The organism is Roseococcus sp. (assembly GCF_965227005.1).
GTDB lineage: Bacteria > Pseudomonadota > Alphaproteobacteria > Acetobacterales > Acetobacteraceae > Roseococcus.
Genome location: NZ_CBDDFJ010000018.1, coordinates 234,138 through 254,744 on the forward strand (window position 1 = coordinate 234,138; position 20,607 = coordinate 254,744).

21 protein-coding genes are annotated in these 20,607 nt (G+C 70.8%); 10 read left to right on the forward strand and 11 right to left on the reverse strand.

Annotated elements, in window-relative coordinates:
- Nucleotides 1–60 precede the first annotated feature (60 nt).
- The 5 genes from ACO057_RS09730 to secB form a co-directional block, all read right to left on the reverse strand.
- A complete protein-coding gene (locus ACO057_RS09730) occupies nt 61–1,989 on the reverse strand; it encodes a polysaccharide biosynthesis protein (protein ID WP_421991074.1) in 1,929 nt (642 codons plus the stop codon).
- Entirely contained in the window at nt 1,982–3,151 is a 1,170-nt protein-coding gene (locus ACO057_RS09735; RefSeq protein ID WP_421991076.1) for a glycosyltransferase, read from the reverse strand. The genes ACO057_RS09730 and ACO057_RS09735 overlap by 8 nt, the downstream gene beginning before the upstream one ends.
- Nucleotides 3,148–4,365: a glycosyltransferase family 4 protein gene (locus ACO057_RS09740; RefSeq protein ID WP_421991078.1), complete on the reverse strand. Its 1,218-nt coding sequence runs from the start codon at nt 4,363–4,365 to the stop codon at nt 3,148–3,150. Before ACO057_RS09740 ends, ACO057_RS09735 begins: the two co-directional genes overlap by 4 nt.
- 13 nt (nt 4,366–4,378) lie before the next feature.
- The gene (locus tag ACO057_RS09745; RefSeq protein WP_421991080.1) at nt 4,379–5,578 is read right to left on the reverse strand and encodes an aminotransferase class I/II-fold pyridoxal phosphate-dependent enzyme; all 1,200 of its coding nucleotides are present in this window, start codon (nt 5,576–5,578) and stop codon (nt 4,379–4,381) included.
- 167 nt (nt 5,579–5,745) lie between these two features.
- On the reverse strand, nt 5,746–6,225 hold the full coding sequence (gene secB, locus ACO057_RS09750; RefSeq protein WP_421991082.1) for a protein-export chaperone SecB: 480 nt from the start codon (nt 6,223–6,225) through the stop codon (nt 5,746–5,748).
- Between the two features lie 171 nt (nt 6,226–6,396).
- On the opposite strand from secB, the gene ACO057_RS09755 reads away from it, so the two are divergent.
- Together ACO057_RS09755 and rnk are read left to right on the forward strand one after the other, a co-directional pair.
- Nucleotides 6,397–6,984 (forward strand): DUF2889 domain-containing protein, encoded by a 588-nt coding sequence (locus ACO057_RS09755; RefSeq protein ID WP_421991084.1) that lies wholly within the window; start codon nt 6,397–6,399, stop codon nt 6,982–6,984.
- A gap of 265 nt (nt 6,985–7,249) precedes the next feature.
- Nucleotides 7,250–7,660, forward strand: coding sequence for a nucleoside diphosphate kinase regulator (gene rnk, locus ACO057_RS09760; RefSeq protein WP_421991086.1), 411 nt, complete (start codon nt 7,250–7,252; stop codon nt 7,658–7,660).
- A 42-nt stretch (nt 7,661–7,702) separates the two neighbouring features.
- On the opposite strand, the gene ACO057_RS09765 is transcribed toward rnk, so the two are convergent.
- On the reverse strand, nt 7,703–7,978 hold the full coding sequence (locus ACO057_RS09765; RefSeq protein WP_421991088.1) for a BolA family protein: 276 nt from the start codon (nt 7,976–7,978) through the stop codon (nt 7,703–7,705).
- Nucleotides 7,979–8,042: 64 nt separating this feature from the next.
- Between ACO057_RS09765 and ACO057_RS09770 the strand changes: the two genes are divergently transcribed.
- The 4 genes from ACO057_RS09770 to ACO057_RS09785 all read left to right on the forward strand — a co-directional run bounded on the left by ACO057_RS09770 (nt 8,043) and on the right by ACO057_RS09785 (nt 12,719).
- Nucleotides 8,043–8,636 carry a J domain-containing protein gene (locus ACO057_RS09770; protein ID WP_421991090.1) on the forward strand — a complete coding sequence of 198 codons (594 nt, stop codon included), beginning with the start codon at nt 8,043–8,045 and terminating at the stop codon, nt 8,634–8,636.
- An 85-nt stretch (nt 8,637–8,721) separates the two neighbouring features.
- Nucleotides 8,722–9,726, forward strand: a complete 1,005-nt coding sequence (cobS, locus tag ACO057_RS09775) for a cobaltochelatase subunit CobS (protein WP_421991092.1) — start codon at nt 8,722–8,724, stop codon at nt 9,724–9,726.
- A 91-nt stretch (nt 9,727–9,817) separates the two neighbouring features.
- A complete protein-coding gene (gene cobT / locus ACO057_RS09780; RefSeq protein ID WP_421991094.1) occupies nt 9,818–11,686 on the forward strand; it encodes a cobaltochelatase subunit CobT in 1,869 nt (622 codons plus the stop codon).
- A 91-nt stretch (nt 11,687–11,777) separates the two neighbouring features.
- Nucleotides 11,778–12,719: an esterase-like activity of phytase family protein gene (locus ACO057_RS09785; protein WP_421991096.1), complete on the forward strand. Its 942-nt coding sequence runs from the start codon at nt 11,778–11,780 to the stop codon at nt 12,717–12,719.
- On the opposite strand, the gene ACO057_RS09790 is transcribed toward ACO057_RS09785, so the two are convergent.
- The 5 genes from ACO057_RS09790 to ACO057_RS09810 all read right to left on the reverse strand — a co-directional run bounded on the left by ACO057_RS09790 (nt 12,704) and on the right by ACO057_RS09810 (nt 16,605).
- Entirely contained in the window at nt 12,704–13,507 is an 804-nt protein-coding gene (locus ACO057_RS09790; RefSeq protein ID WP_421991098.1) for a sensor histidine kinase, read from the reverse strand. The genes ACO057_RS09785 and ACO057_RS09790 overlap by 16 nt on opposite strands.
- A gap of 126 nt (nt 13,508–13,633) precedes the next feature.
- Entirely contained in the window at nt 13,634–13,939 is a 306-nt protein-coding gene (gene rpmB, locus ACO057_RS09795) for a 50S ribosomal protein L28 (RefSeq protein WP_421991100.1), read from the reverse strand.
- 109 nt (nt 13,940–14,048) lie between these two features.
- The gene (locus ACO057_RS09800) at nt 14,049–14,288 is read right to left on the reverse strand and encodes a hypothetical protein (RefSeq protein ID WP_421991102.1); all 240 of its coding nucleotides are present in this window, start codon (nt 14,286–14,288) and stop codon (nt 14,049–14,051) included.
- 90 nt (nt 14,289–14,378) lie between these two features.
- Nucleotides 14,379–16,247 (reverse strand): ABCB family ABC transporter ATP-binding protein/permease, encoded by a 1,869-nt coding sequence (locus ACO057_RS09805; protein ID WP_421991104.1) that lies wholly within the window; start codon nt 16,245–16,247, stop codon nt 14,379–14,381.
- 91 nt (nt 16,248–16,338) lie between these two features.
- Entirely contained in the window at nt 16,339–16,605 is a 267-nt protein-coding gene (locus ACO057_RS09810) for a hypothetical protein (RefSeq protein ID WP_421991106.1), read from the reverse strand.
- 158 nt (nt 16,606–16,763) lie between these two features.
- Between ACO057_RS09810 and ACO057_RS09815 the strand changes: the two genes are divergently transcribed.
- The 4 genes from ACO057_RS09815 (at nt 16,764) to ACO057_RS09830 (ending at nt 20,470) form a co-directional block, all read left to right on the forward strand.
- A complete protein-coding gene (locus ACO057_RS09815; protein WP_421991108.1) occupies nt 16,764–17,621 on the forward strand; it encodes a DUF4743 domain-containing protein in 858 nt (285 codons plus the stop codon).
- Nucleotides 17,622–17,719: 98 nt separating this feature from the next.
- Nucleotides 17,720–18,712, forward strand: coding sequence for a TRAP transporter substrate-binding protein (locus ACO057_RS09820; protein ID WP_421991110.1), 993 nt, complete (start codon nt 17,720–17,722; stop codon nt 18,710–18,712).
- Nucleotide 18,713: 1 nt separating this feature from the next.
- Nucleotides 18,714–19,205 carry a TRAP transporter small permease gene (locus tag ACO057_RS09825; RefSeq protein WP_421991112.1) on the forward strand — a complete coding sequence of 164 codons (492 nt, stop codon included), beginning with the start codon at nt 18,714–18,716 and terminating at the stop codon, nt 19,203–19,205.
- Nucleotides 19,202–20,470, forward strand: coding sequence for a TRAP transporter large permease (locus ACO057_RS09830; RefSeq protein ID WP_421991114.1), 1,269 nt, complete (start codon nt 19,202–19,204; stop codon nt 20,468–20,470). Before ACO057_RS09825 ends, ACO057_RS09830 begins: the two co-directional genes overlap by 4 nt.
- Nucleotides 20,471–20,607 lie beyond the last annotated feature (137 nt).

Genomic DNA, 20,607 nt, shown 5'->3' on the forward strand with positions numbered 1-20,607 from the left:
AAACCATGCCACGTCAAACGGTTTCGAAACGAAATAATCTTAATGCGGGGCTTGGACCCCTCAGGCCCCGCCCTTCTGGGCCACCGTCGCCGCATCCTGGTGGTCGAATTCCGGCACCAGCCGCGACAGCTGCGCCAAGGCCAGCCGTCCATGGCCGCCGCGCGCCGCCGTCGCGATCTCGTCCAGGGCGCGGGCCACCAGCGCGGCATCGGCCGTGCGGGGCGTCGCCACCAGCAGGCCGGGGAATTGCGTCGGCCGCGGCGGCTCCTGGCCGTGGAACATTTCCTCGAAGAGCTTCTCGCCCGGCCGCAGCCCGGTGAAGCGGATCTCCACATCCTCGTCCGGCCGCAGCCCGGCCAGGCGGATCATGCGCCGCGCCAGGTCCACGATCTTCACCGCGCTGCCCATGTCGAGCACGAAGATCCCGCCTTCGCGCAGCTCCGGCGGCGCGTCGTCGCGGTCCACGGCGCCGACCACGGCGGCCTGGAGCACGAGGCCCACCGCCTCGCGCACCGTCATGAAGTAGCGGCGCATGTCGGGATGGGTGACGGTCAGCGGCCCGCCGCGCTCCAGCTGGCGGCGGAACAGCGGCACGACGGAGCCGGTCGAGCCCAGCACATTGCCGAAGCGCACGGTGATGCAGCGCATGCCCTGGCCGGTCTGCCGCGCCTCGCGGTCCAGGGCCTGGCAATACATCTCCGCCATGCGCTTGGAGGCGCCCATCACGCTGGTCGGGTTCACGGCCTTGTCGGTCGAGATGAAGACCATCAGCGAGCAGCCGGCCGCCCGCGCCGTATCGGCCACGATGCGCGTGCCATGCGCGTTGGTGAGCAGGCCCTCCAGCGGGTCGTTCTCCACCATCGGCACATGCTTCAGCGCGGCCGCGTGGAACACCAGCTCGGGGCGGATCTCCTCCATGAGGCGGCGCATCCGCGCCTCGTCGCGCACATCGGCGAGCACCGAGCGGCGGGCGACATTGGGGTGGCGCTCCGACAGCTCCAGGTCGATCTCGTAGAGCACGTATTCGCCGTGATCGAGCAGCGTCAGCACCGACGGCCCGAGAGCCGCCACCTGCCGCGCCAGCTCGCCGCCGATGGTGCCGCCCGCGCCCGTCACCAGCACGCGCCGGCCCTGCACCAGCCGCGCCATGCCCTCGCGGTCGAGCGGCACCTGCGGGCGGTCCAGCAGCTCCTCGATGGAGACGGGGCGCAGGCTGATCTTGGTCGTGTCCTGCGGGCGCGCGGCCTGGCCCAGCACGGTGGGCTGCGGCGCGCGGCGGATGGGCACGCCATGATGGTCGGCGGCGTCCAGCAGCGCCTCCAGCACATGGCCGTTCAGGTCGGGCGAGGCGAGCACCAGCAGGGAGGGCAGGCGGCCCTCGTTGCGGAGCGTCTCCAGCACCGAATCGGTCTCCTCGATGGTGCCGAGGATGGGATGGCCCTGGATGCGCCGCGCCACCTGGCGCGAGCGCCGCGCCAGGATGCCCTGCACGCGATAGGCGGGCTTACGCTCCTGCTCGAGCGCGCGGATGAACAGGTCCGCCTGATCCACCCCGCCGACCACCAGCACCGGCTGCGTCCCCGATTCCTCGGCGATGCGGCGGATGGTGCGCAGCCGGCCATTGAGGCGCGGCAGGCCGAGCAGCCCGGTCAGCGCCATGGCGTGCAGCGCGGGGAAGGCGTGGTTGGGCGAATGCCAGGCGCCGATCAGCCAGAGCGCCGCCGTGAAGAGCACCGCCGCGCCGATGGAGGCGCCGAGCACCTGCAGCAGGTCGCGCACGCCCGAATAGCGCCAGTATTGCTGCGGCAGCCCCAGCGCCCAGGCCGGGGCGAGCATGGAGAGCGCGGCCAGTGGAATGCCGAGCGCCCACCACGGGGCCTCGGGCCAGCTTCCAGGCCCGGCGAGGAGCAGCGCGACCGGCAGCGCGACGACGGCCAGGGCCGCGTCGAGCGAGAGGTTCAGGAGGATGCGTGAAGGGGCCTTAGCCATCCGGCGCCTTATAAGTCCTTCGCACGGCGGCCTCAAACATTCGGTTCCGGCCGGCGTGCCGGCCCTCGGCCAGAAGGGCGCGATAGAGCGCGACCAGGCGCTGCGCCTCGGCCGGCCAGCCCCATTCGCCGCGCGCCGCGCGCCAGCCGGCCTCGCCGAGGCGGACCCGCGCCGCGCGGTCGCTCAGGGCGGCGATGGCGGCGGCGATGCTGGAGGGATCGGCGGCCTCCACCAGCACGCCGCAGCCCGCGCTCCGCACGATCGAGGCGACGCCGGTGGCGAAGGCCGGGGCGATGACCGGCAGGCCGATCGCCATCCCGTCGAAGAGCTTGTGGGGGAGGGCGAGGCGATGGTTCTCCTCGCCCGGCTGGAAGAGGATGAGGTTCACATCGGCCTCGGCCGCGCCGCGGGCCAGGGCGGCCTCGGCGGGCATCCAGCCCGCGAGCTCGATGCGCCCGGCGAGGCCGGCCTGGGCGGCCGCCGCGCGGAAGGCGGGCTCGCTGCCATCGGTGAAGCGGCCGAGGACGAGCAGCCGCGTCTCCGGCGGGCCGAGCGCCATCGCGGCGAGAAGCTGCGGCCAGCCGCGCGTGGCGCCGACCGCGCCCAGGTGCAGCAGGGTGACCGGCCCGTCGCGATGGGCGCGGCGCGGCAGCCCCTCGGGAACCAGGGCGTGGTTGCGCACGGCGACGAGGCGCGTGCCGGCCGGAAAATCCTCGGCCAGCCCGTCCTTGGCCAGGACCACCGCATCGGCCATCCCTCCCATCGCCCGCATGGCAAGCCGCAATGCGCCCCGCGCGACGGGACGCAGCCAGGCCGGCAGGCGCGAATCGAGGCGCGAGGGATAATGCTCGTGCACGTCCAGCACCACGCGCGCGCCGCACCGCGCCCCGGCCAGCAGGGCCACGGCCCAGCTATCGGGCTCCGAGGCGTGGATCACGGCCGGGCGCAGCGTCACCGCCCGGCGATAGAGCGCCGGCAGCCGCCGCAGGCGCGACCCTCCGACGACCGTCTCGATCGCGACGCCGGCGACCGGCGGCAGCGGCCCGCCCGCGCCGGGGCAGAGATGCGTCACGGCCCAGCCGGCGGCGGCGAGGGCCGCGCCCTCCTTGCGGACCACCCGCATGTCGTCGGGCGGATGGGCGGCGGAGAGCAGCAGGATCATGCGCCCGCCTGTGCTGCCGCGGCCTCGGCGGCGGCCACGAAGCGCGCCGTCGTCAGCCGGGTGTCGTAGCGGCGCATCGCCAGCTCCCTGGCGGCCCGGCCCATCGCCTCGCGCCGCGTCGGGCGGGCGGCGAGGCGGGTCAGGGCTTCGGCGAAAGCGGGCGCATCGGCGCAGGTCTCGCCGGCGCCCTCCGAGAGCAGGCGCGCGGCCTCGCCCGGCACGTTGGAGAGCACGGGCAGGCCGGCGGCGAGGTAGTCCATCAGCTTGTTCGGCGCCGTCCATTCGGCGAATTCCGGCACGGGCGCGAGGCAGAGCAGCCCGGCCTGGCTCCCGGCGAGCAGCCGGGCCAGCTCGCGCTTGGGCAGGGGGGCGAGAAAGGTGACATTGGCCAGCCCGCGCGCCGCCGCCCCGGCCATCAGCGCCGGCTTCTCGCCGCCCTCGCCGACCAGGACCAGCCGCACGCGGCGCTCCCCCGCCGCGCGCAGATGGGCCGCCGCGTCCAGCAGGAGCCCCAGCCCGTTCGCGCGGCCATGCGCGCCGGCATAGACGGCCAGGATCTCCTGGCTGCCTGCCCCTTCCGGCCGCCAGGGCGCGACCTGCGGGCCGAAGAGGTCGAGGTCGCAGCCCTGGCCGATGACGTGCAGCCGCGCGGCCGGCGTGCCGCGGGCGAGGGCGGTCGCGCCCATGCCCTCGGTCAGCGCGACCACGGCCGAGGCCTGGCGGCAGGCCGCGTCGGCCAGGCGCGCCATGGCCGGCAGGACGCCGGGCGCGCGCAGGCCGAGCGCGGCCGGCAGCTCCGGCCAGGGGTCGCGGATCTCGAATAGGAAGGGCGTCCCGCGCAGCCGCCGCGCCGCCAGGGCCGGAAGGGCGACGGTCAGCGGCGTGGAGCTGGCGATCACGAGGTCCCAGTTGCCGCGCGCGGCCATCACGCCGGCGCGCGCGGCATAGCGCAGGAAGGCGCTGGCCCGGGCGACCAGACCCATCGCATTGCCGCAGGGGATGGCGAATTCCACCAGCTCGAAGCCCGCGACGCGCCCGGAGCGCCGCCCCCGGCGGAAGGGGCCCGACAGCGCCGTCGCCGCCCCCGCGAACTGGCCGCAGGCCAGGGTCACGGCATGGCCGCGCTGGGCGAGGGCGCGGGCCATGGCGTGGCTGCGGGTGCCGGTCGCGCCCTCGGGCGTGGAGAAATGCTGGTGCAGGTAAAGGATGCGCAAGGCGCCTCTCGCGTCAGCGATGCCGCGCGCGGATCGCCGAGATGGCCCGGAACTGCTCGGCCACCGACATCCCGCTGCCCGAAGGCAGGCAGAGCCCCCGCTCGAAGAGCCCCGCCGCCACCTCGCCCCTCACCGAGGGCGCGTGCCGGAAGGCCGGTTGGAGGTGCAGCGGCTTCCAGACCGGCCGGCTCTCGATTCCCTCCTCGGCCAAAGCGAGCCGGATGGCCTCGCGATCCCCGCCGAAGCGCCGCGGATCGACCAGCATCGCCGAAAGCCAGCGCGTGGCGCGCGCCCAGCCGGGCTCGGGCATGAAGGACAGCCCGGGCAGGGGCCCCAGCGCCTCCACATAGCGCGCGAAGATGGCGCGGCGGGTCGCCACGCGCTCCTCCAGGCTCGGCAGCTGGGCCAGGCCCACGGCGGCGAGGACCGAGCTCATGGCGTAGTTGAAGCCCGTCGTCTCGTGCTGGTAATGCGCCGCCGGCTCGCGGGCCTGGGTGGCGAGGTGGCGGGCGCGCGCGATCATCGCGCCGTCAGCCGAGAGCAGCGCCCCGCCGCCGCCGGCCGTGACGATCTTGTTGCCGTTGAAGCTCACCGCCACGAGGTCGGCGCCATGGCCGGCGGGCAGGCCGTGCTGCAGCCCGCCCAGGGCGCAGGCGCTGTCGGAGAGCACCGGCACGCCCCAATGGGCGCAGGCGGCGCGGATCGCCGCCATGTCGCAGGGCTGGCCGTAGAGATCGGCCGGGACGACGACGCGCGGCAGCCGGCCCCGGCGGGCCGCGGCGGCGAGCTGCTCGCGCAGCAGATCCGGGTCCAGCGTCCAGCTCGCCGGATCGACGTCGAGGAAGCGCGGGGTGGCGCCCATCTGCACGGCGGGGGCGACGGTGGCGACGAAGGTGAGGGTGCTGGTCCAGACCTCGTCGCCCGGCTCCACGCCCAGCATCCGGTAGCCCAGGTGCAGCGCCGCCGTGCCCGAGCTGAGGGCGAGGGCGTGGGGCAGCCGGATCGTCCCGGTCAGCGCGGCCTCGAAGCGCGTCGGCATCGGGCCGGCCGGGGCGAGCCAGCCGGAAGCCAGGGTTTCGCGCAGGTATTCGAGCTCGCTCCCGTCCAGATGCGGGGGAGAAAGATGAAGTCGTGGCGGCGTCGGCGCGCGTTCGCGCCGGAAAGGCAAGATGGGAGCGGAGGAAGACGCAACGGCCGGGTGCACAGGCGCCATGCTGATCAACTCTCGTCTCTAGGACAGACTGAGGAGAACTGATCAGGCAACCAGAATGCAAGTTATGCGTGCATAGGTTGATAAAACTCAACCTATCATTTCATGGCATGGGCCTGCACCAGATGTCGTCAGGTCAGGCCCGGCGACATCTAGGGCTTGTAGGGACGTCAGGCGTTGCCGGCCGTCTGACCGCGACGATTTTGCCACAGTTGGACGAAATCGATGGGGTTGAGCATCACCGGGGGGAATCCGCCGCCGGAAGTCACGTCCGCGAGGATGTTGCGGGCGAAGGGGAAGAGCAGGCGCGGGCATTCCACCAGCAGGACCGGCTCGACATGTTCCTCGGGCACGTTCAGCGTGAAGATGCCGCAATAGGTCAGCTCGGCGATGAAGCACTGGGTGCCGTCCGAGGTCTTCGCATCGGCGCGGATGATCAGCGCGATCTCGTAGACGTTCTCGCCTTCCTGGAGCGGACGGGCCTGGACGTCGAGCGCCAGGTCCACCCGCGGCTGCTCGCGCAGCGTGGCGTAGATGCCCGGCGCGCCGGGAACCTCGAAGGAAAGATCCTTCGTGAACTGGATGTTGAGGGTGATCGGCAGCTGCTCGCCGGCGGGCGGGTTGGGGAGCTGAATCGGCTGGTCGGACATGGCGGCCCCTTAGAGATTCTGTGGGAGAATTTGCCGGAGGCGGCTACCACGGGCCAGGGCTGGCCGCCAGAGCCGGCCACCAGAGCTACCGCCCAGCGGGGGGCAGCCATTCCCAGGGCGGGTTTGTCCGGAGGTTTGCGCATCGCGGCATAAGGACTATCTTATGTTGCGATGCCGTTGTCCGCCCCCTCCGCCCGTAAACTCTCGCACCTGCGGGACATCTCGTTGCGTGGCTATGCGCGCGACGATGGGATGGTCGATATCGAGGCGCATCTCACCGACACCAAGACCTACAGCTTCCCCTCCGAGCATCGCGGCGAGGTCCATCCGGGCGATCCGGTGCACGGCATGTGGATCCGCATGACGGTCGACATGGACATGAAGATCGCCTCCTGCGAGGCCGTGTCGGACTTCACGCCCTTCGCCGTCTGCCCGGGCGCGACGCCGAGCTTCGCCCATCTCGCGGGCCTCACCATCGGCGCGGGCTTCAACCGCGCGGTGAACGAGCGGGTGGGCGGGGTGCTCGGCTGCACCCATCTGCGCGAGGTCATCGCCCAGATGGCGACGGTGGCCTTCCAGACCGTCTGGCCGATGCGCCGGGACCAGCAGGTGGCGCAGCGCGCCGCCGAAGCCGCGGGGGCGCCGCGCCAGCGGCCCCATCTGCTCGGCACCTGCCACGCCTATGCGACGAACAGCCCGGTCGTCCGCAAGAAGTGGCCGGAATGGAGCGATCTCGCCGAGACGCCGACATCGGCCTGAGCTTTCGAACGACGATCTTGATTTCCGGCTTTCGCAGGGACATCTTCGCCCTGTGCTCTTCTCTCTCGCGACCTTTGGACGTCGCCTCGCTCGTGCGGGGCGCCTGATCGCGGGCCTCTAGCCCGGGGAGGGCCGCGCGCGCCTGACGCGCGCACCTCGCTCGGGACGGCATTCACCACCCATGGCTTCAGCGGCGCGGCGACGCGCCTGGCCCCGACGCGTCTCGTTCCGGCGCGTCCGCGGGCCGTCACAGGAAAATTTCGAGATGACCCATCACGACGCGATTCAACGCCCGCCCCTGCTGATGTCCATGGAGGGACATCTCCAGCTCGTCGCGCTGGCCGACGCCGCCGCCCGCCGCAGCCCGCTTGTCGCCAGCCTGCTGCACGAGGAGGCGGATCGCACGGAGCTGGTGCCGGCCGAGGACCTGCCGGCCACGACCGTCGCCCTCGGCTCGCGCGTCGAGTTCCAGGAGGCCGGCACCGAGGGGACGCGCCGCGTCCAGCTCGTGCTGCCCGGGGAGGCGGATATCGCGGCCGGGCGGGTGTCGGTCCTGTCGCTGGTGGGGGCGGGGCTGATCGGCCTATCGCAAGGCCAGTCCATCGACTGGCCGACCCAGGACGGGCGGATGCGTCGGCTGACGGTGGTGCGGGTCGAGCCGGGGCTCGGCGGCTGAAGCGTGATCCGCTTCGGCGATTACGCCCAAGCGGATCGCGCTCTAACCGACTTCCGATGGCGCCCGGAGCGTCAGCGCCAGGGCATGCAGCCCGCCGGAGAACTCGGCCTCCAGGGCGGCATGCACGGCGCGCGAGCGCGCCACGCGGTTCATGCCCGTGAAGATTTCGCTCACGAGCAGGACGCTGTAATGCGTCTGCCCGCCCGGCGCGGCGCCGGCATGGCCCGCGTGTTTGGCGCTGTCATCCACCACCTCGACCCGCACCGGCGCGAATTGCGCTGCCAGCGCGGACCGGATCCGATCGGCCCGATTATCCATGTCCACAGCTTTCGCCCGCCATGCCGACGTTGCCAACCCCATTCCGGGCAACCATAAAGTCCGGATGGCGCGCCGCGCGAGTTTCCAGCCCCAGACCGACCCCAAGGCGCCGCCTCGCGGCTGCGCCTCCTCGGGTTGCGAAAAGCACGGCGAGTTCCGGGCGCCGAAGGACCGCGCCTTGCGCGAATACCTCTGGTTCTGCCTGGAGCATGTGCGCCAGTACAATTCCGGCTGGGACTTCTATCGCGGCATGGGCGAGGCGGCGATCGAGACCGCGATCCGCTCGGACACCGGCTGGCAGCGCCCGACCTGGCCGCTCGGCAGCCTCGGCGGCAGCGCGCGGATCGATCCCGACCTGATGGCCGATCCGCTGGGGATCCTGCGCGACACCGCTTTGCACGAGAAGCGCCGCGCCCCGCCGCGCCACGAGGCCCCGCCGGAGCTGCGGGCGGCCCTGGGCCTGCTGGAGCTGGAATGGCCGCTCGACCCGGCCACGCTCAAGAGCCGGTACAAGGAGCTCGCCAAGCGCTATCATCCGGATGCGAATGGCGGCGACCGCAGCACCGAAGAGCGCCTGAAGGACATCAACCGGGCCTATTCGCTGCTGCGCCAGCGCGTGGGCCGCGCCGAGCCCGCGCAACCGATGCATGCCGGGTGAATCCGGTTGCGGTGGGCGGGTAGCCGTGCGGCGCGGGCTGCCCTAACATCTCCTCAACACCCAAATGCAACGAAGCGGAAGCGTGATGACGAAGCTGGCCCAACTTGGCGATGTGAGCCCCACCTCGGCGGTCAATATGCCTGATATCACGGTGAATGCCCGCGAGGTCTTCGGCGTGGACATCGACATGCAGGTGCCGGCCTTCTCCGTCCGCACCGAGCATGTCCCCGAGCTCGACACCTCCTATCGCTTCGACAAGGAGACGACGCTCGCGATCCTCGCCGGCTTCGCCTTCAACCGTCGTGTGATGGTCCAGGGCTATCACGGCACAGGCAAGTCGACGCATATCGAGCAGGTCGCGGCGCGCCTCAACTGGCCCTGCATCCGCGTCAACCTCGACAGCCACATCAGCCGTATCGACCTGATCGGCAAGGATGCCATCGTCCTCAAGGACGGCAAGCAGATCACGGAGTTCCGCGAGGGCATCCTCCCCTGGGCGCTCCAGCATCCCTGCGCGCTCGTCTTCGACGAGTATGACGCCGGCCGCCCGGACGTGATGTTCGTGATCCAGCGCGTGCTCGAGGTCGAGGGCAAGCTGACGCTGCTCGATCAGAACCGCGTCATCCGCCCGCACCCGATGTTCCGCCTCTTCTCGACGGCCAACACGGTCGGCCTCGGCGACACGACGGGCCTCTATCACGGCACGCAGCAGATCAACCAGGGCCAGATGGACCGCTGGAACATCGTCGCGACCCTGAACTACCTGCCCCATGCGCAGGAGACGGAGATCGTGCTGGCCAAGCTCGGCGCCAGCGGCGACGCGAAGATGAAGAAGCAGGTCGAGGCCATGGTGGCGCTCGCCGATCTGACGCGCGCGGGCTTCATCGCCGGCGACATCTCCACCGTCATGTCGCCGCGCACGGTCATCACCTGGGCCGACAACACGCGCATCTTCGGCGATGTCGGCTTCGCCTTCCGCCTGACCTTCCTGAACAAGTGCGACGAGGCCGAGCGTTCGACGGTGGCGGAATACTACCAGCGCTGCTTCAACGCCGAGATCGAGACGGGCCTTTACAAGAAGGCGAGCTAGACGACGGAGGAGGCAGGGCCCTCGCGCCCTGCCTCGCCCGATGCCTGACGTGGAGCGGCGCCTTCGCCGCCTCGATCCAACGAGCTGATGCATGTCGAAGCAGGACCTCACGCGGCAGGAAGAGTTCAAGCGGGCAACCGCTGGCGTCGTCCGCGCCATCGCCCAGCAGACGGAGGTGCAGGTCGCCTTCCAGCCTGGGCCGGCCGGCGTCTCCGGCAAGCGCGCCCGCCTGCCGCTGCCCACCCGATCCCTCCCTCCCGCCGAGATGGCGAAGCTGCGCGGCGCGGCCGATGCCGTCGCCCTCAAGCTGCGCCACCATGACGAGGCGGCCCATGCCGCCCGCTCGCCCTCCCGCAAGGAGGCCCGCGAGGTCTTCGACGCGCTGGAGGACGTGCGCGTCCAGACCGTGGGCAGCCGCCACATGTCCGGCGTCGCGGCCAATCTGCGCGCGCGCCTGGCCGAGGAATGCGAGGCCGAGGGCTACGACCGCATGACGCGGAAGGACCAGCTGCCGATGCACACGGCGCTGGCCCTGATGGCGCGCGAGCGCCTGACCGGCGACCCCGTGCCGGCCGCCGCCCAGCGCGTGCTGGAGATGTGGCGCGAGACGCTCGACGAGAAGGCCGCCGACGCGATGTCGGAGCTGGCCAGCACCTCGACCGAGGACCAGGGCGCCTATGCCCGCGCGGCGCGCAAGCTGCTGACCGCGCTCGACCTGGCCGAGGCCGAGATCGAGAGCGAGGCCGACCAGGACGACGAGGGGGACGAGGGCGGCGACCAGTCCTCCCAGCAGGACCAGTCCAGCGCCGGCGAGGCGCAGTCGCAGGAACAGGAATCCATGCAGGGCGCCGAGCCCGAGGCCATGGAGGGCGAGGCCGCCGATGAGGAGGCCGAGGAAAGCGAGGAAGAGGGTGCCGCCGCCGAGGGCGACGAGAAGCCCGGCGGGCCCCAGGCCCGCAAGGAAGTCCCGCAGACCGACGACAGCTCGCGCTACAAGCCCTTCTCGACGCAGTTCGACGAGGTGGTCGAGGCCGAGGACCTTTGCGACGCGGACGAGCTGACGCGCCTGCGCCAGCAGCTCGACCAGCAGCTGCAGCATTTGCAGGGCGTGGTCTCCAAGCTCGCCAACCGTCTGCAGCGCCGCCTGATGGCGCAGCAGCAGCGCGCCTGGGACTTCGACCTGGAGGAGGGCATCCTCGACGTGGCGCGGCTTGCCCGCGTGGTCGCGAACCCCACGCTCTCGCTGTCCTACAAGCGCGAGCGCGAGGCCGATTTCCGCGACACGGTCGTCACGCTGCTGATCGACAATTCCGGCTCGATGCGCGGCCGGCCGATCACGGTGGCCGCCATGTGCGCCGATATTCTCGCCCGCACGCTGGAGCGCTGCGCGGTGAAGACCGAGATTCTCGGCTTCACCACCCGCGCCTGGAAGGGCGGCCAGTCGCGCGAGAAGTGGGTGCAGGAGGGCAAGCCGCGCAATCCCGGCCGCCTGAACGACCTGCGGCACATCATCTACAAGTCGGCCGACGCGCCGATGCGGCGCTCGCGCCGGGCCATCGGGCTGATGCTGCGCGAGGGTCTCCTGAAGGAGAACATCGACGGCGAGGCGCTGAATTGGGCCTATCGCCGCCTGCTCTCGCGCACCGAGCATCGCCGGATCCTGATGGTCATCAGCGACGGCGCGCCGGTGGACGACAGCACGCTGTCGGTGAATCCGGGCAACTATCTGGAGCGGCACCTGCGCGAGGTCATCAAGGAGATCGAGGGCCGCAGCGCCGTGGAGCTCATCGCCATCGGCATCGGGCATGACGTGACGCGCTACTACCGCCGCGCGGTCACGATCGTGGATGCCGAGGAGCTGGGCGGCACGATGATGAAGAAGCTTGCCGAGCTCTTCGACGAGGATGCGGCCGAGGCCTGGCATCGCGCCACGGCGGAACGCGCGCCCCTGGTCGCCTGAGGCGGGGGGCAGCGCCCCTCGTTTCGCCTTGCCCCTCGTTTCGCCTTGATTGTCCGGCATTGCCGCCCGCGCACCTCCGGATGATCCTGGCTTGATCCGTCGCCGCCATCTCTTCGCGGGCCTTTCCCTGCTGTCCGTCGGTTCGGCCGTCGCGGCCAGCCCGGCCACGACGCCGCTCCACCTGCCCATGCCGCGCAGCGGCCGGCTGCTGCCCCTCGGCGGGCTGGAGCTCGACACCTCCAGCTGGGGCTTCGGCGGGCTGTCGGGGCTGAACCTCGCCCCCGACCTCACTTTGACGGCGATCTGCGACCGCGGGCGCTGGTGGCGCGCGCCGCTGCGACTCGAGTCCGGCCGGCTCGCCGGCCTGGGCGAGGCCAGCTTCGGCCCGCTGCGCGATGGCCGGGGCACGCCCTTCGCGCAGGGCACCCAGGCCGATGCGGAGAGCCTGGCCCGCCTGCCCAATGGCGACTGGCTGGTGGGCATGGAGCGCACGCACCGCATCCTGCGCTACCGCGACCTGGCCGGCCCGTCCCAACCCTTCGACGCGCCCCCCGGCCTCGAGGCCGCGCCACGCAACGGCGGGCTGGAAGCGCTGACCCTGCTGGCCGACGGGCGCCTCCTCGCCGTCGCCGAGGGGCTGGCGGGCAGCGATCCCGAGAGCCGGGCCGCCTGGATCGGCACCTTCCAGGGCGCGCGCCCCATCTGGCAGCGCACCGAATACCGCCCCGCTCCGGGCCTGGAACCCACCGACGCGGCCGCCCTTCCGCAGGGCGGGGCGCTGATGCTGGAGCGCCGGTTCTCGCTCTTCGGCGGCTTTTCCGCGCGACTCGCCCACCTGCCCGCCGCCGCGCTCGCGGGTGCCGCGCCGCTGACGGCCGAAACCTGGCTGGAACTGCCGCCGGACGCGCCGGCCGAGAACTGGGAGGGTGTCGCCACTGTGCGGCATGGCGGGCGGACCCTGGTCGCGCTCATCTCCGACGACAACCAGAATCCCTTTCAGCGGACCCTGCTGCTGCTCTACGCGATCGCCTGATCCAGCGCGCCGACACGCTCGGGCGGCAGCGAGAGGAAGGCGCGGGCGCCGACGCCCGGCGCCGCCTCGATCACCAGCTCGCCGCCGTGGGCCCGCAGCAGCGAGCGCGCCAGCGACAGGCCATAGCCCAGCCCCCGGGTGCGCTCCGTCGTGCCGTCATTGCCCGCCGGGGAAAGGTCCTCGATCGCGACGCCGAGCCCTTCATCCTCGACGATGATGGAGGCCGCGTGCGGGCGGAGATCGGCGCGGATGTCGATGAAGTCGCCTTGCAGGGTCGCGCGGGCGGCGCGGCCGAGCACCTGGACCAGGGCGCCGCGCAAAGCGCGCCGGTCGGCCGTGATGCTCAGCCGCTCCAGCCCCGGCGTGATGCGCCAATGACGGGAACCGGGCCCGAGCTGGGCTTCGGCGAGCGCCACGGCCTCGTGCAGCACGGGGCCGAGGGGAAAGCGCTCTTCCACGAGGTTGCGCGCCAGGGCCGCGCTGGCGCCCTCCTCGGCGGCGGCATCGGCCAGCGCCAGGAGCAGCCGGGCCTCGCCCTCGAAGGCCTGGCTTTCGAATTCGGGGCCCATCTCGCGCCCCAGATGCTGGGCGCGGCCGAGCAAGGCGAGGCCGATTCCGTGCATGTCGTGGGCGACGAGGGCGAAGCTCCGGGCCCGGCCCTCGGCCAGGCCGCGCTGGGTGACGAGCTGGGTCGACAGCCGCGCGGCGCGCGAGGAGGAGGCCAGGGCGGCCAGGGCGCCGCACAGCGACAGGACGATCAGGAAGGCATGCAGGGCATCCAGGGTCATGCCCGGAGGATGCGGCCGAAAGGTTAACGCGCGGCTAACCGCAAACACCAAAACGGGCCCGGTTCAGCTGAACCGGACCCGCTTCGAGAAAGGATTCGCTGGGCGGGCCGGATGGCCCGCGGCGGATCAGGCGGCCGCGGCGGCGGCCTTCTTCGCCTGGGCGCGCGTGACGCGGCGCTTCAGGATCAGGGCCTCGGGCGGCAGGTTGCGCGAGGGCGTGGTCAGCAGGAACGCGTCCAGGCCGCCATTGTGCTCGATCGTGCGGATGCCGTTCGTGGTCAGACGGATCTGGATCGAGGTCGCGAGGATGTCCGAGAAGAACGAGGTTTCCTGCAGGTTGGGCAGGAAGCGGCGACGCGTACGATTGTTCGCGTGGCTGACGTTGTTGCCGGACTGAACGCCCTTGCCAGTGATGCCGCAGCGGCGAGCCATGATGGTTGATCCTGCAATCAGGTCGCACACGGAGGACCCGCGGCGGGTGGAAAATGGAGCGCGGCGTATGCGACAGCCGCGCGGGTGAGTCAAGTCGGCGCGTCGAGGGTCAGCGCTTCGGCAGCGTGGGCAATTGCCGCAGCTCGCCCGCCTCGACGCTGGCCAGGGCCTGGCGCAGCACGCCGGCGATGGCGCGGTCGTCCATGTTGCGCGCGAGCAGGCCCAGCGCGCCGCCCAGCAGGGCCGAGGCGGCCGAGACGGGGGCGATCTGCTGCTCGAGCATGTATTCGATGGCCTTGTCCACGACCGAGCCGGCGTGGCTCAGATCCTCGGGGGCTTCGTCATCCATGAATGTCTCTCCAGTCACGTCGGGAAATGGGACGGAAACATTTCCGGGGAAAGCCCCGGAGACGCTTCGGGGGATAAAACCACCTTCGAATTACAGCTTTGTCATTTCTCCGGCCGCCCGCGCGCTGGTCCCGGTCCCGAACTCGGCCTGCGCCTGGGCGAGGGCCGCCGCCTCGGCGGCCGCCACCGCCTCGGACTGGCGGCGCCACATCTCGGCATAGAGCCCGTCCTGGGCGATCAACCCGCCATGCGTCCCGCGCTCGGCGATGCGCCCATCCTCCAGCACGATGATCTCGTCCGCCTCGACCACGGTGGAGAGCCGGTGCGCGATGACCAGGGTGGTGCGCCCGCGCGAGACGTCGCGCAGGGCAGCCTGGATCTCCTGCTCGGTGCGGGTGTCCAGCGCGCTGGTGGCCTCGTCGAGGATGAGGATGCGCGGGTCCTTCAGGATGGTGCGCGCGATGGCCACGCGCTGCTTCTCGCCGCCGGAGAGCTTGAGGCCGCGCTCGCCCACCCGCGTCCGGTAGCCCTCGGGCAGCTTCAGCACGAAGTCGTGCACCTGGGCGAGGCGGGCGGCCTGCTCCACCTCCGCGTCGGTCGCGCCGGGGCGGCCATAGGCGATGTTGTAGCGGATGGTGTCGTTGAACAGCACGGTGTCCTGCGGGACCACGCCGATGGCGCGGCGCAGGCTGTCCTGCGTCACGGCGCGCACGTCCTGGTCGTCCACCAGCACGGCGCCGCCGGTCGTGTCGTAGAAGCGGAAGAGCAGGCGCGAGAGGGTGGATTTCCCCGCGCCCGTGGGGCCGACGATGGCCAGCATCCGGCCCGGCGGCACCTCGAAGCTTACGCCCTTCAGGATCTCGCGGTCGGGGCGATAGGCGAAATGCACGTCGCGGAAGGCGATGGCGCCGGCGCCGACGGCCAGGGCCGGCGCGCCGGGCGCATCCGCGATCTCCTGCGGGACGTCGAGCAGATGGAACATCTCCTCCATGTCGGTCAGGCCCTGCTTGATCTCGCGATAGGCGAAGCCGAGGAAGTTCAGCGGCAGATAGAGCTGGATCAGATAGGCGTTCACCATGACGAAGTCGCCGACCGTCATGGTGCCGTTCGTGATGCCGCCTCCGGCCAGCAGCATCACCGTCGTCAGCCCCAGCGACATGATGAGGGCCTGGCCGGCGTTGAGCGCGTTGAGCGAGACTTCGGAACGGGCATAGGCGCGCTCGTAGCGGCTCAGGCTCTCGTCGTAGCGCCGGGCCTCGTGCTCCTCGTTGCTGAAGTACTTCACCGTCTCGTAGTTGAGCAGGCTGTCCACCGCCTTGGTGTTCGCCTCCTGGTCGGTCTCGTTCATGGTGCGGCGGAAGGCGATGCGCCAATTGGTGAAGAGCAGCGTGAAGGTCACGTAGCCGCCGATCGTCAGCAGCACCGTCACCGCGAAGGAGACGGCGAACATCCACCACAGGATCACCGCCACGAGGATGATCTCGAGGATGGTGGGGATGATGTTGAAGAGCAGGAAGTTCAGCGCCGTGGCGATGCCCCGTGTCCCCCGCTCGATGACGCGCGAGAGCCCGCCCGTGGAGCGGTCCATGTGGTAGCGCATGGAGAGGCTGTGCAGGTGGCGGAAGACCTCGAGCGCCACGCGGCGTCCGGCGCGGGCTTGGACCTTGGCGAAGACGGCGTTGCGCAGCTCGTTCAGCACGGCGGCGGTGAGGCGCAGCAGCCCATAGCCCAGGACGAGCGCGATGGGGATCGCGACAATGGCGGCGGCGCCGGCCTTGGGCGTCAGCGCGTCCACGGCGCGGGCATAGGCGATGGGGACCAGCACATTGGCCGCCTTGGCCGCGATCAGGCAGATCACGGCCAGCACCACGCGCGCCTTCAGCTCGAACTCCCCGCGGGGCCAGAGATAGGGGAGGATGGCCAGGAGGGCCTGGCGGTGTCGGGACGGTTGCGCGCTCATGGTCCCCATGTGGCGCGCGATGGGGCTTTTGGGAACGGGCGTCTTCCGCGTCGGCCCTCCAGGCGCCTTCGCGCCCGGAGGGCCTGCTGCCTCAGCGGCCGGCGCGGGCGCTGGCGATCAGGCGGTCATAGGTCTTGCAGGTCTCGTCCGTGGTGGGCTGCAGCATCAGGGTCTGCATCTCGGTGGCGATGGTGCCGGTCAGGGTCGGGTTGCGCGTCATCAGTGGGCCGAGGAGGTTGGTGAGCTCGGTCATCTTGGCTTCGGCCTGGGCGTCGGTGCAGGCGGCCATGGCCGAGGCCGAGCCGGCGGAAACGGCGAGAGCGAAAGCGAGAATCCGAAGCGCGCGAAGGGCTGACATTGTGTGATCCAGGTCTTCAACGCGGGCGATGCAGGAAGATTCCCGTATCCGACCCGCATCGCCTGCTAGCCCAGCCGCCGGCCGGACAATAGGGCCGGAATGCCTTGCATGCGCAGGCAATTATATCGCTGAATCAAGGGTGTGGTAGAAGGCCGCGCATGAGCAAGCCCCTCTTCCGCCACATCGACGCCTGCAACAACACGCCCTCGCCCAACCACCTGCTGCCCTTCCATTTCGGGGCGGAGCAGGTCGGCTGGGTCTCGGCGGAGCTGGCCCGCGCGCTCACCTTCTTCCCGCGCGACTTCCACTTCGAGGGGCGCGGCGTCTCGATGGCGGGCCGGCTGCGCACGCCGGGGATGCGCAGCGACGCACTGGCGGCGACCACGCGCGAACTGGCCAAGCAGGGCTTCGGACGGATTCGCGGCGAGCTCTTCGACATCCGCGCGGAGGCCGACGGCCCCGTGCTCGGCACGCTGGACCGCGGCGCGATTCCGCAATTCGGCGTGATCGGCCAGGGCGTGCATCTCAACGGGCTGGTGCGCCGCGCCGATGGGCTGCACGTCTGGATCGGCATCCGCGCCAGGGACAAGGCGGTGGCGCCGGGGCTGGTGGACAACCTGGTCGCCGGCGGCATCCCGGCCGGTCTGGGTCCGGAGGAGACGCTGCTGAAGGAGGCGGGCGAGGAGGCCTCGCTGCCGCCGGAGCTGGCGGCGATGGCGCGCAGGACGGGGCGGCTCTCCTACATTCTCTCCAATGACGAGGGCCTGCGGCGCGACGTGCTGCACGTCTTCGACCTGGAGATCCCCGAGAGCTTCGTCCCCACACCCAATGACGACGAGGTGGAACGATTCGAGCTCTGGCCCGCCGCGCGGCTGCTGGACTTCGTGCGCGAGACGGAGGAGGTGAAGTTCAACGTGAACCTCGTGCTCATCGATCTCTTCCTGCGCGAGGGGCTGATCGACCCGGCGGGCGCGGAGGGGCGGGCGCTGCGCGAGGGGCTGGACCAGGGGCCCTGAGGGCCTCCGCCGCGCCCTCTGCCTCCCTGTTTGGATTTGACGGCACCGCACCGGCCCTTTAGGTCGCCCGCAACGTCACTCGGTCGGGAAATAGATCCATGCTTCGCACTCATCGCCGTGCCCTGCTGGCGGCTGGCGCCAGCTTCGCCATCATCGGGCGCTCGAACGCCCAGGCCCGCCCCATCATCCGCGTGGGCTGGACGACCAGCGAGGGTCCGCAGGATCCCTATGCCAATGCGGCGCGCTGCTTCAAGGAAGAGGTGGAGAAGCTCACCAACAACCGCCTCGACGTGCAGCTCTTCCCCAACCGCGCGCTGGGCGACGAGCGCCCGATGCTCGACGGCCTGCGCCTGGGCACGGTCGATGTCGCCGTGATCACCAATGCCGTGATTTCGCAGATCGAGCCGGCCTTCCAAATCAACGACATGCCCTTCCTCTTCGCGGACGAAGCGGCGGCGCAGCGCGGCCTGGACGGCGAGATGGGCCGCACCCTCGCGGCGCGCCTCGAGACGCGCGGCGTGGTGAACCTCGGCTATACCGAGGGCGGCTTCCGCCAGATGATCAACAACGTCCGCCCGATCGCCCGCCCGGCGGATGTGCGCGGCGTGAAGTTCCGCGTGATCCAGAGCCCGATCTTCGTGGGCATGTACAACGCGCTCGGCGGCACGGCCGTGCCGATGGCCTGGGGCGAGACCTTCACCGCCGTCCAGCAGGGCACGATCGACGGCCTGGAGATCCCGCTCGCGGTCATCGACGCCAATCGCTACAACGAGGTGACCAAGTATCTCTCGCTGACCAACCACGTCTATTCGATGAACGCGCTGCTCATGAGCAAGCGTAACCTGGAGCGCCTCCCGGCCGATCTGCGCGACGCGGTGCGCGCGGCCGGCCAGGCGGCGACGGTGCGCCAGCGCGAGATGTCGATCACCTTCGCGCGCCAGATCGTCGAATCCCTGCGCGGCAAGGGCATGACGGTGAACCAGGTCAACGACACGGCCGAGTTCCGCACGGCCGTGATGCCGATGTACGAATCCTTCCGCGGCGCGATCGGGGCGGACGTCGTCCGCCAGGCGCTCGCGGCGTCGCGCTGAGATGAAGCCGATCGCGGCGGGCCTGGGGGCGCTCGCCGCGCTCCTGCGGTGGAGCCTGATCCTGGCGACCTTCGTCATGCTCGCGCTCATCTTCCTGCAGGTGGTGATGCGGTATGTCTTCTCGAGCCCGCCGCCATGGTCCGAGGAGCTGGCGCTGCTGGCCTTCTCCTGGGCGACCATGGGCGGCCTCGCCTTGGGCGTGCGGGAAGGGTTCCACGTGCGCCTTTCCCTGCTGACCGACTTCCTGCCGTCGCGCGCCGCGGCGGCCTGGGAGGTGGTCGTCAACCTCCTGACGGCGGTTCTGGGCGGCGCGATCTTCTGGGCCGGCCTTCGCTTCATGGACTTCACCGGCGGCAGCACCTCGGCCGCGGTGGAATATCCGATCGAGCTGCTGAACGGCATGGCGCCGATCGCCGGCGCGCTCGTCTGCCTTTTCGCCCTGGGCCGGATCATCCTGCCTCCCCCGCCGCCCATTGATATGGCCGAAGCATGAGCGTGACACTTCTTCTGACCGGCGGCTTCGCGCTCCTGGTCATCTGCGCCATCCCCTTCGCCATCTCCATCGGCCTCGTGACGCTGGGCTCGGTGATCTCCGGCGACATGGAGCCGGCCTTCCTCGCGCAGCAGATCATCGCCGGCTCGCAGTCCTTCAGCCTGCTGGCCATCCCGCTCTTCATGCTGGCGGGCGAGATCATGACCGCGGGCAAGCTCTCGCAGCGGCTGGTCGAGGTCGCCTCGACCCTGGTGGGCCACCGCACGGGCGGCCTCGCCATCGTGACGGTGCTGGCCGCCACGGTCTTCGCCGCCATTTCCGGCTCGGCGCCGGCCACGACGGCGGCCATCGGCGGGATCATGATCCCGGCCATGGTGAAGGCCGGCTACGACAAGGCCTTCGCGGCCTCCATCGCCGTCTCGGCCGGCGTGCTGGGGCCGCTGATCCCGCCCTCCATCGCCTTCGTCATCTGGGGCATCGTGGCGGAGCAGTCGATCGGGCGGCTCTTCCTCTCGGGCGTGATCCCGGGCCTGTCGATCGTGGTGGGCCTCATCTTCGTCTGCTGGCTCCATGCGCGCCGCAACAACGTGCCGAAAATGGCACCGGCGAGCTGGTCACAGGTGGGCCGCGCCATCCGCGACGGCAAATGGGCGCTGCTCTCGCCGGTCTTCGTGCTGGGCGGCATCTATGGCGGCGTCTTCACGCCGACCGAGGCGGCCGCCATGTCCTGCGTCTACGCGCTGGTCGTGGGCGTGCTGACCGGCACGCTCGATCTGCGGCAGATGCCCGAACTCTTCATCCGCTCGGCGCGGACCAGCGCGATGGTGACCTCCATCATCGCGGTGTCGGTGGGCTTCGGCGTGCTGGTCGCGCAGGAGCGGATCGCCGTCGATTTCGCGGCCTGGATGGCGGACAACCTGCGCGACAAGTGGCTGGCCCTGGCCTCGCTGAACCTCGCCTTCTTCCTGCTGGCGGCGGTGATGGACGAGATCGCCATCATGGTCGTGCTCGGGCCGATGCTGATCGCCATCGCGACGCGCTTCGGCGTGGACCCGGTGCATTTCGGCGCGATCATCGTGACGAACGTCGCCATCGGCATGGCGGCGCCGCCGATCGGCTATTGCCTCTTCGTGGGCATGGCGATCAGCGGCCTGTCGCTCGCGCGGATCTCGCGGGCGATCTGGCCGCAGATCCTGGTGATGCTCGTGGTGCTGATGCTCACGACCTATATCCCGGAGTTCGCGCTGCTGCTTCAGCCGAAGTAGGAAAATGCCGGCGGTTCGCCGCCGGTATCTTATGCGTTTGCATGTAACGAGCGGAGCCAGCTAGGATCGCCCTCGCCAGGAATTGGCGAGGGAAAAGACATGAAGCTGTTCTCCGCTCGAACAACCTCCAGCCTTCC

Excerpts from the sequence above, each read along its gene's own strand:
- ACO057_RS09815 (WP_421991108.1), top strand. The coding sequence starts at position 16,764 with ATGAGCAAGCCCCTCTTCCGCCACATCGACGCCTGCAACAACACGCCC.
- ACO057_RS09825 (WP_421991112.1), top strand. The coding sequence starts at position 18,714 with ATGAAGCCGATCGCGGCGGGCCTGGGGGCGCTCGCCGCGCTCCTGCGG.
- ACO057_RS09770 (WP_421991090.1), top strand. The coding sequence starts at position 8,043 with ATGGCGCGCCGCGCGAGTTTCCAGCCCCAGACCGACCCCAAGGCGCCG.
- ACO057_RS09765 (WP_421991088.1), bottom strand. The coding sequence starts at position 7,978 with ATGGATAATCGGGCCGATCGGATCCGGTCCGCGCTGGCAGCGCAATTC.
- ACO057_RS09755 (WP_421991084.1), top strand. The coding sequence starts at position 6,397 with ATGCCGTTGTCCGCCCCCTCCGCCCGTAAACTCTCGCACCTGCGGGAC.
- ACO057_RS09805 (WP_421991104.1), bottom strand. The coding sequence starts at position 16,247 with ATGAGCGCGCAACCGTCCCGACACCGCCAGGCCCTCCTGGCCATCCTC.
- ACO057_RS09820 (WP_421991110.1), top strand. The coding sequence starts at position 17,720 with ATGCTTCGCACTCATCGCCGTGCCCTGCTGGCGGCTGGCGCCAGCTTC.
- ACO057_RS09810 (WP_421991106.1), bottom strand. The coding sequence starts at position 16,605 with ATGTCAGCCCTTCGCGCGCTTCGGATTCTCGCTTTCGCTCTCGCCGTT.
- ACO057_RS09800 (WP_421991102.1), bottom strand. The coding sequence starts at position 14,288 with ATGGATGACGAAGCCCCCGAGGATCTGAGCCACGCCGGCTCGGTCGTG.
- rnk (WP_421991086.1), top strand. The coding sequence starts at position 7,250 with ATGACCCATCACGACGCGATTCAACGCCCGCCCCTGCTGATGTCCATG.
- cobT (WP_421991094.1), top strand. The coding sequence starts at position 9,818 with ATGTCGAAGCAGGACCTCACGCGGCAGGAAGAGTTCAAGCGGGCAACC.
- rpmB (WP_421991100.1), bottom strand. The coding sequence starts at position 13,939 with ATGGCTCGCCGCTGCGGCATCACTGGCAAGGGCGTTCAGTCCGGCAAC.
- ACO057_RS09790 (WP_421991098.1), bottom strand. The coding sequence starts at position 13,507 with ATGACCCTGGATGCCCTGCATGCCTTCCTGATCGTCCTGTCGCTGTGC.
- ACO057_RS09745 (WP_421991080.1), bottom strand. The coding sequence starts at position 5,578 with ATGGCGCCTGTGCACCCGGCCGTTGCGTCTTCCTCCGCTCCCATCTTG.
- cobS (WP_421991092.1), top strand. The coding sequence starts at position 8,722 with ATGACGAAGCTGGCCCAACTTGGCGATGTGAGCCCCACCTCGGCGGTC.
- ACO057_RS09830 (WP_421991114.1), top strand. The coding sequence starts at position 19,202 with ATGAGCGTGACACTTCTTCTGACCGGCGGCTTCGCGCTCCTGGTCATC.
- ACO057_RS09735 (WP_421991076.1), bottom strand. The coding sequence starts at position 3,151 with ATGATCCTGCTGCTCTCCGCCGCCCATCCGCCCGACGACATGCGGGTG.
- secB (WP_421991082.1), bottom strand. The coding sequence starts at position 6,225 with ATGTCCGACCAGCCGATTCAGCTCCCCAACCCGCCCGCCGGCGAGCAG.
- ACO057_RS09730 (WP_421991074.1), bottom strand. The coding sequence starts at position 1,989 with ATGGCTAAGGCCCCTTCACGCATCCTCCTGAACCTCTCGCTCGACGCG.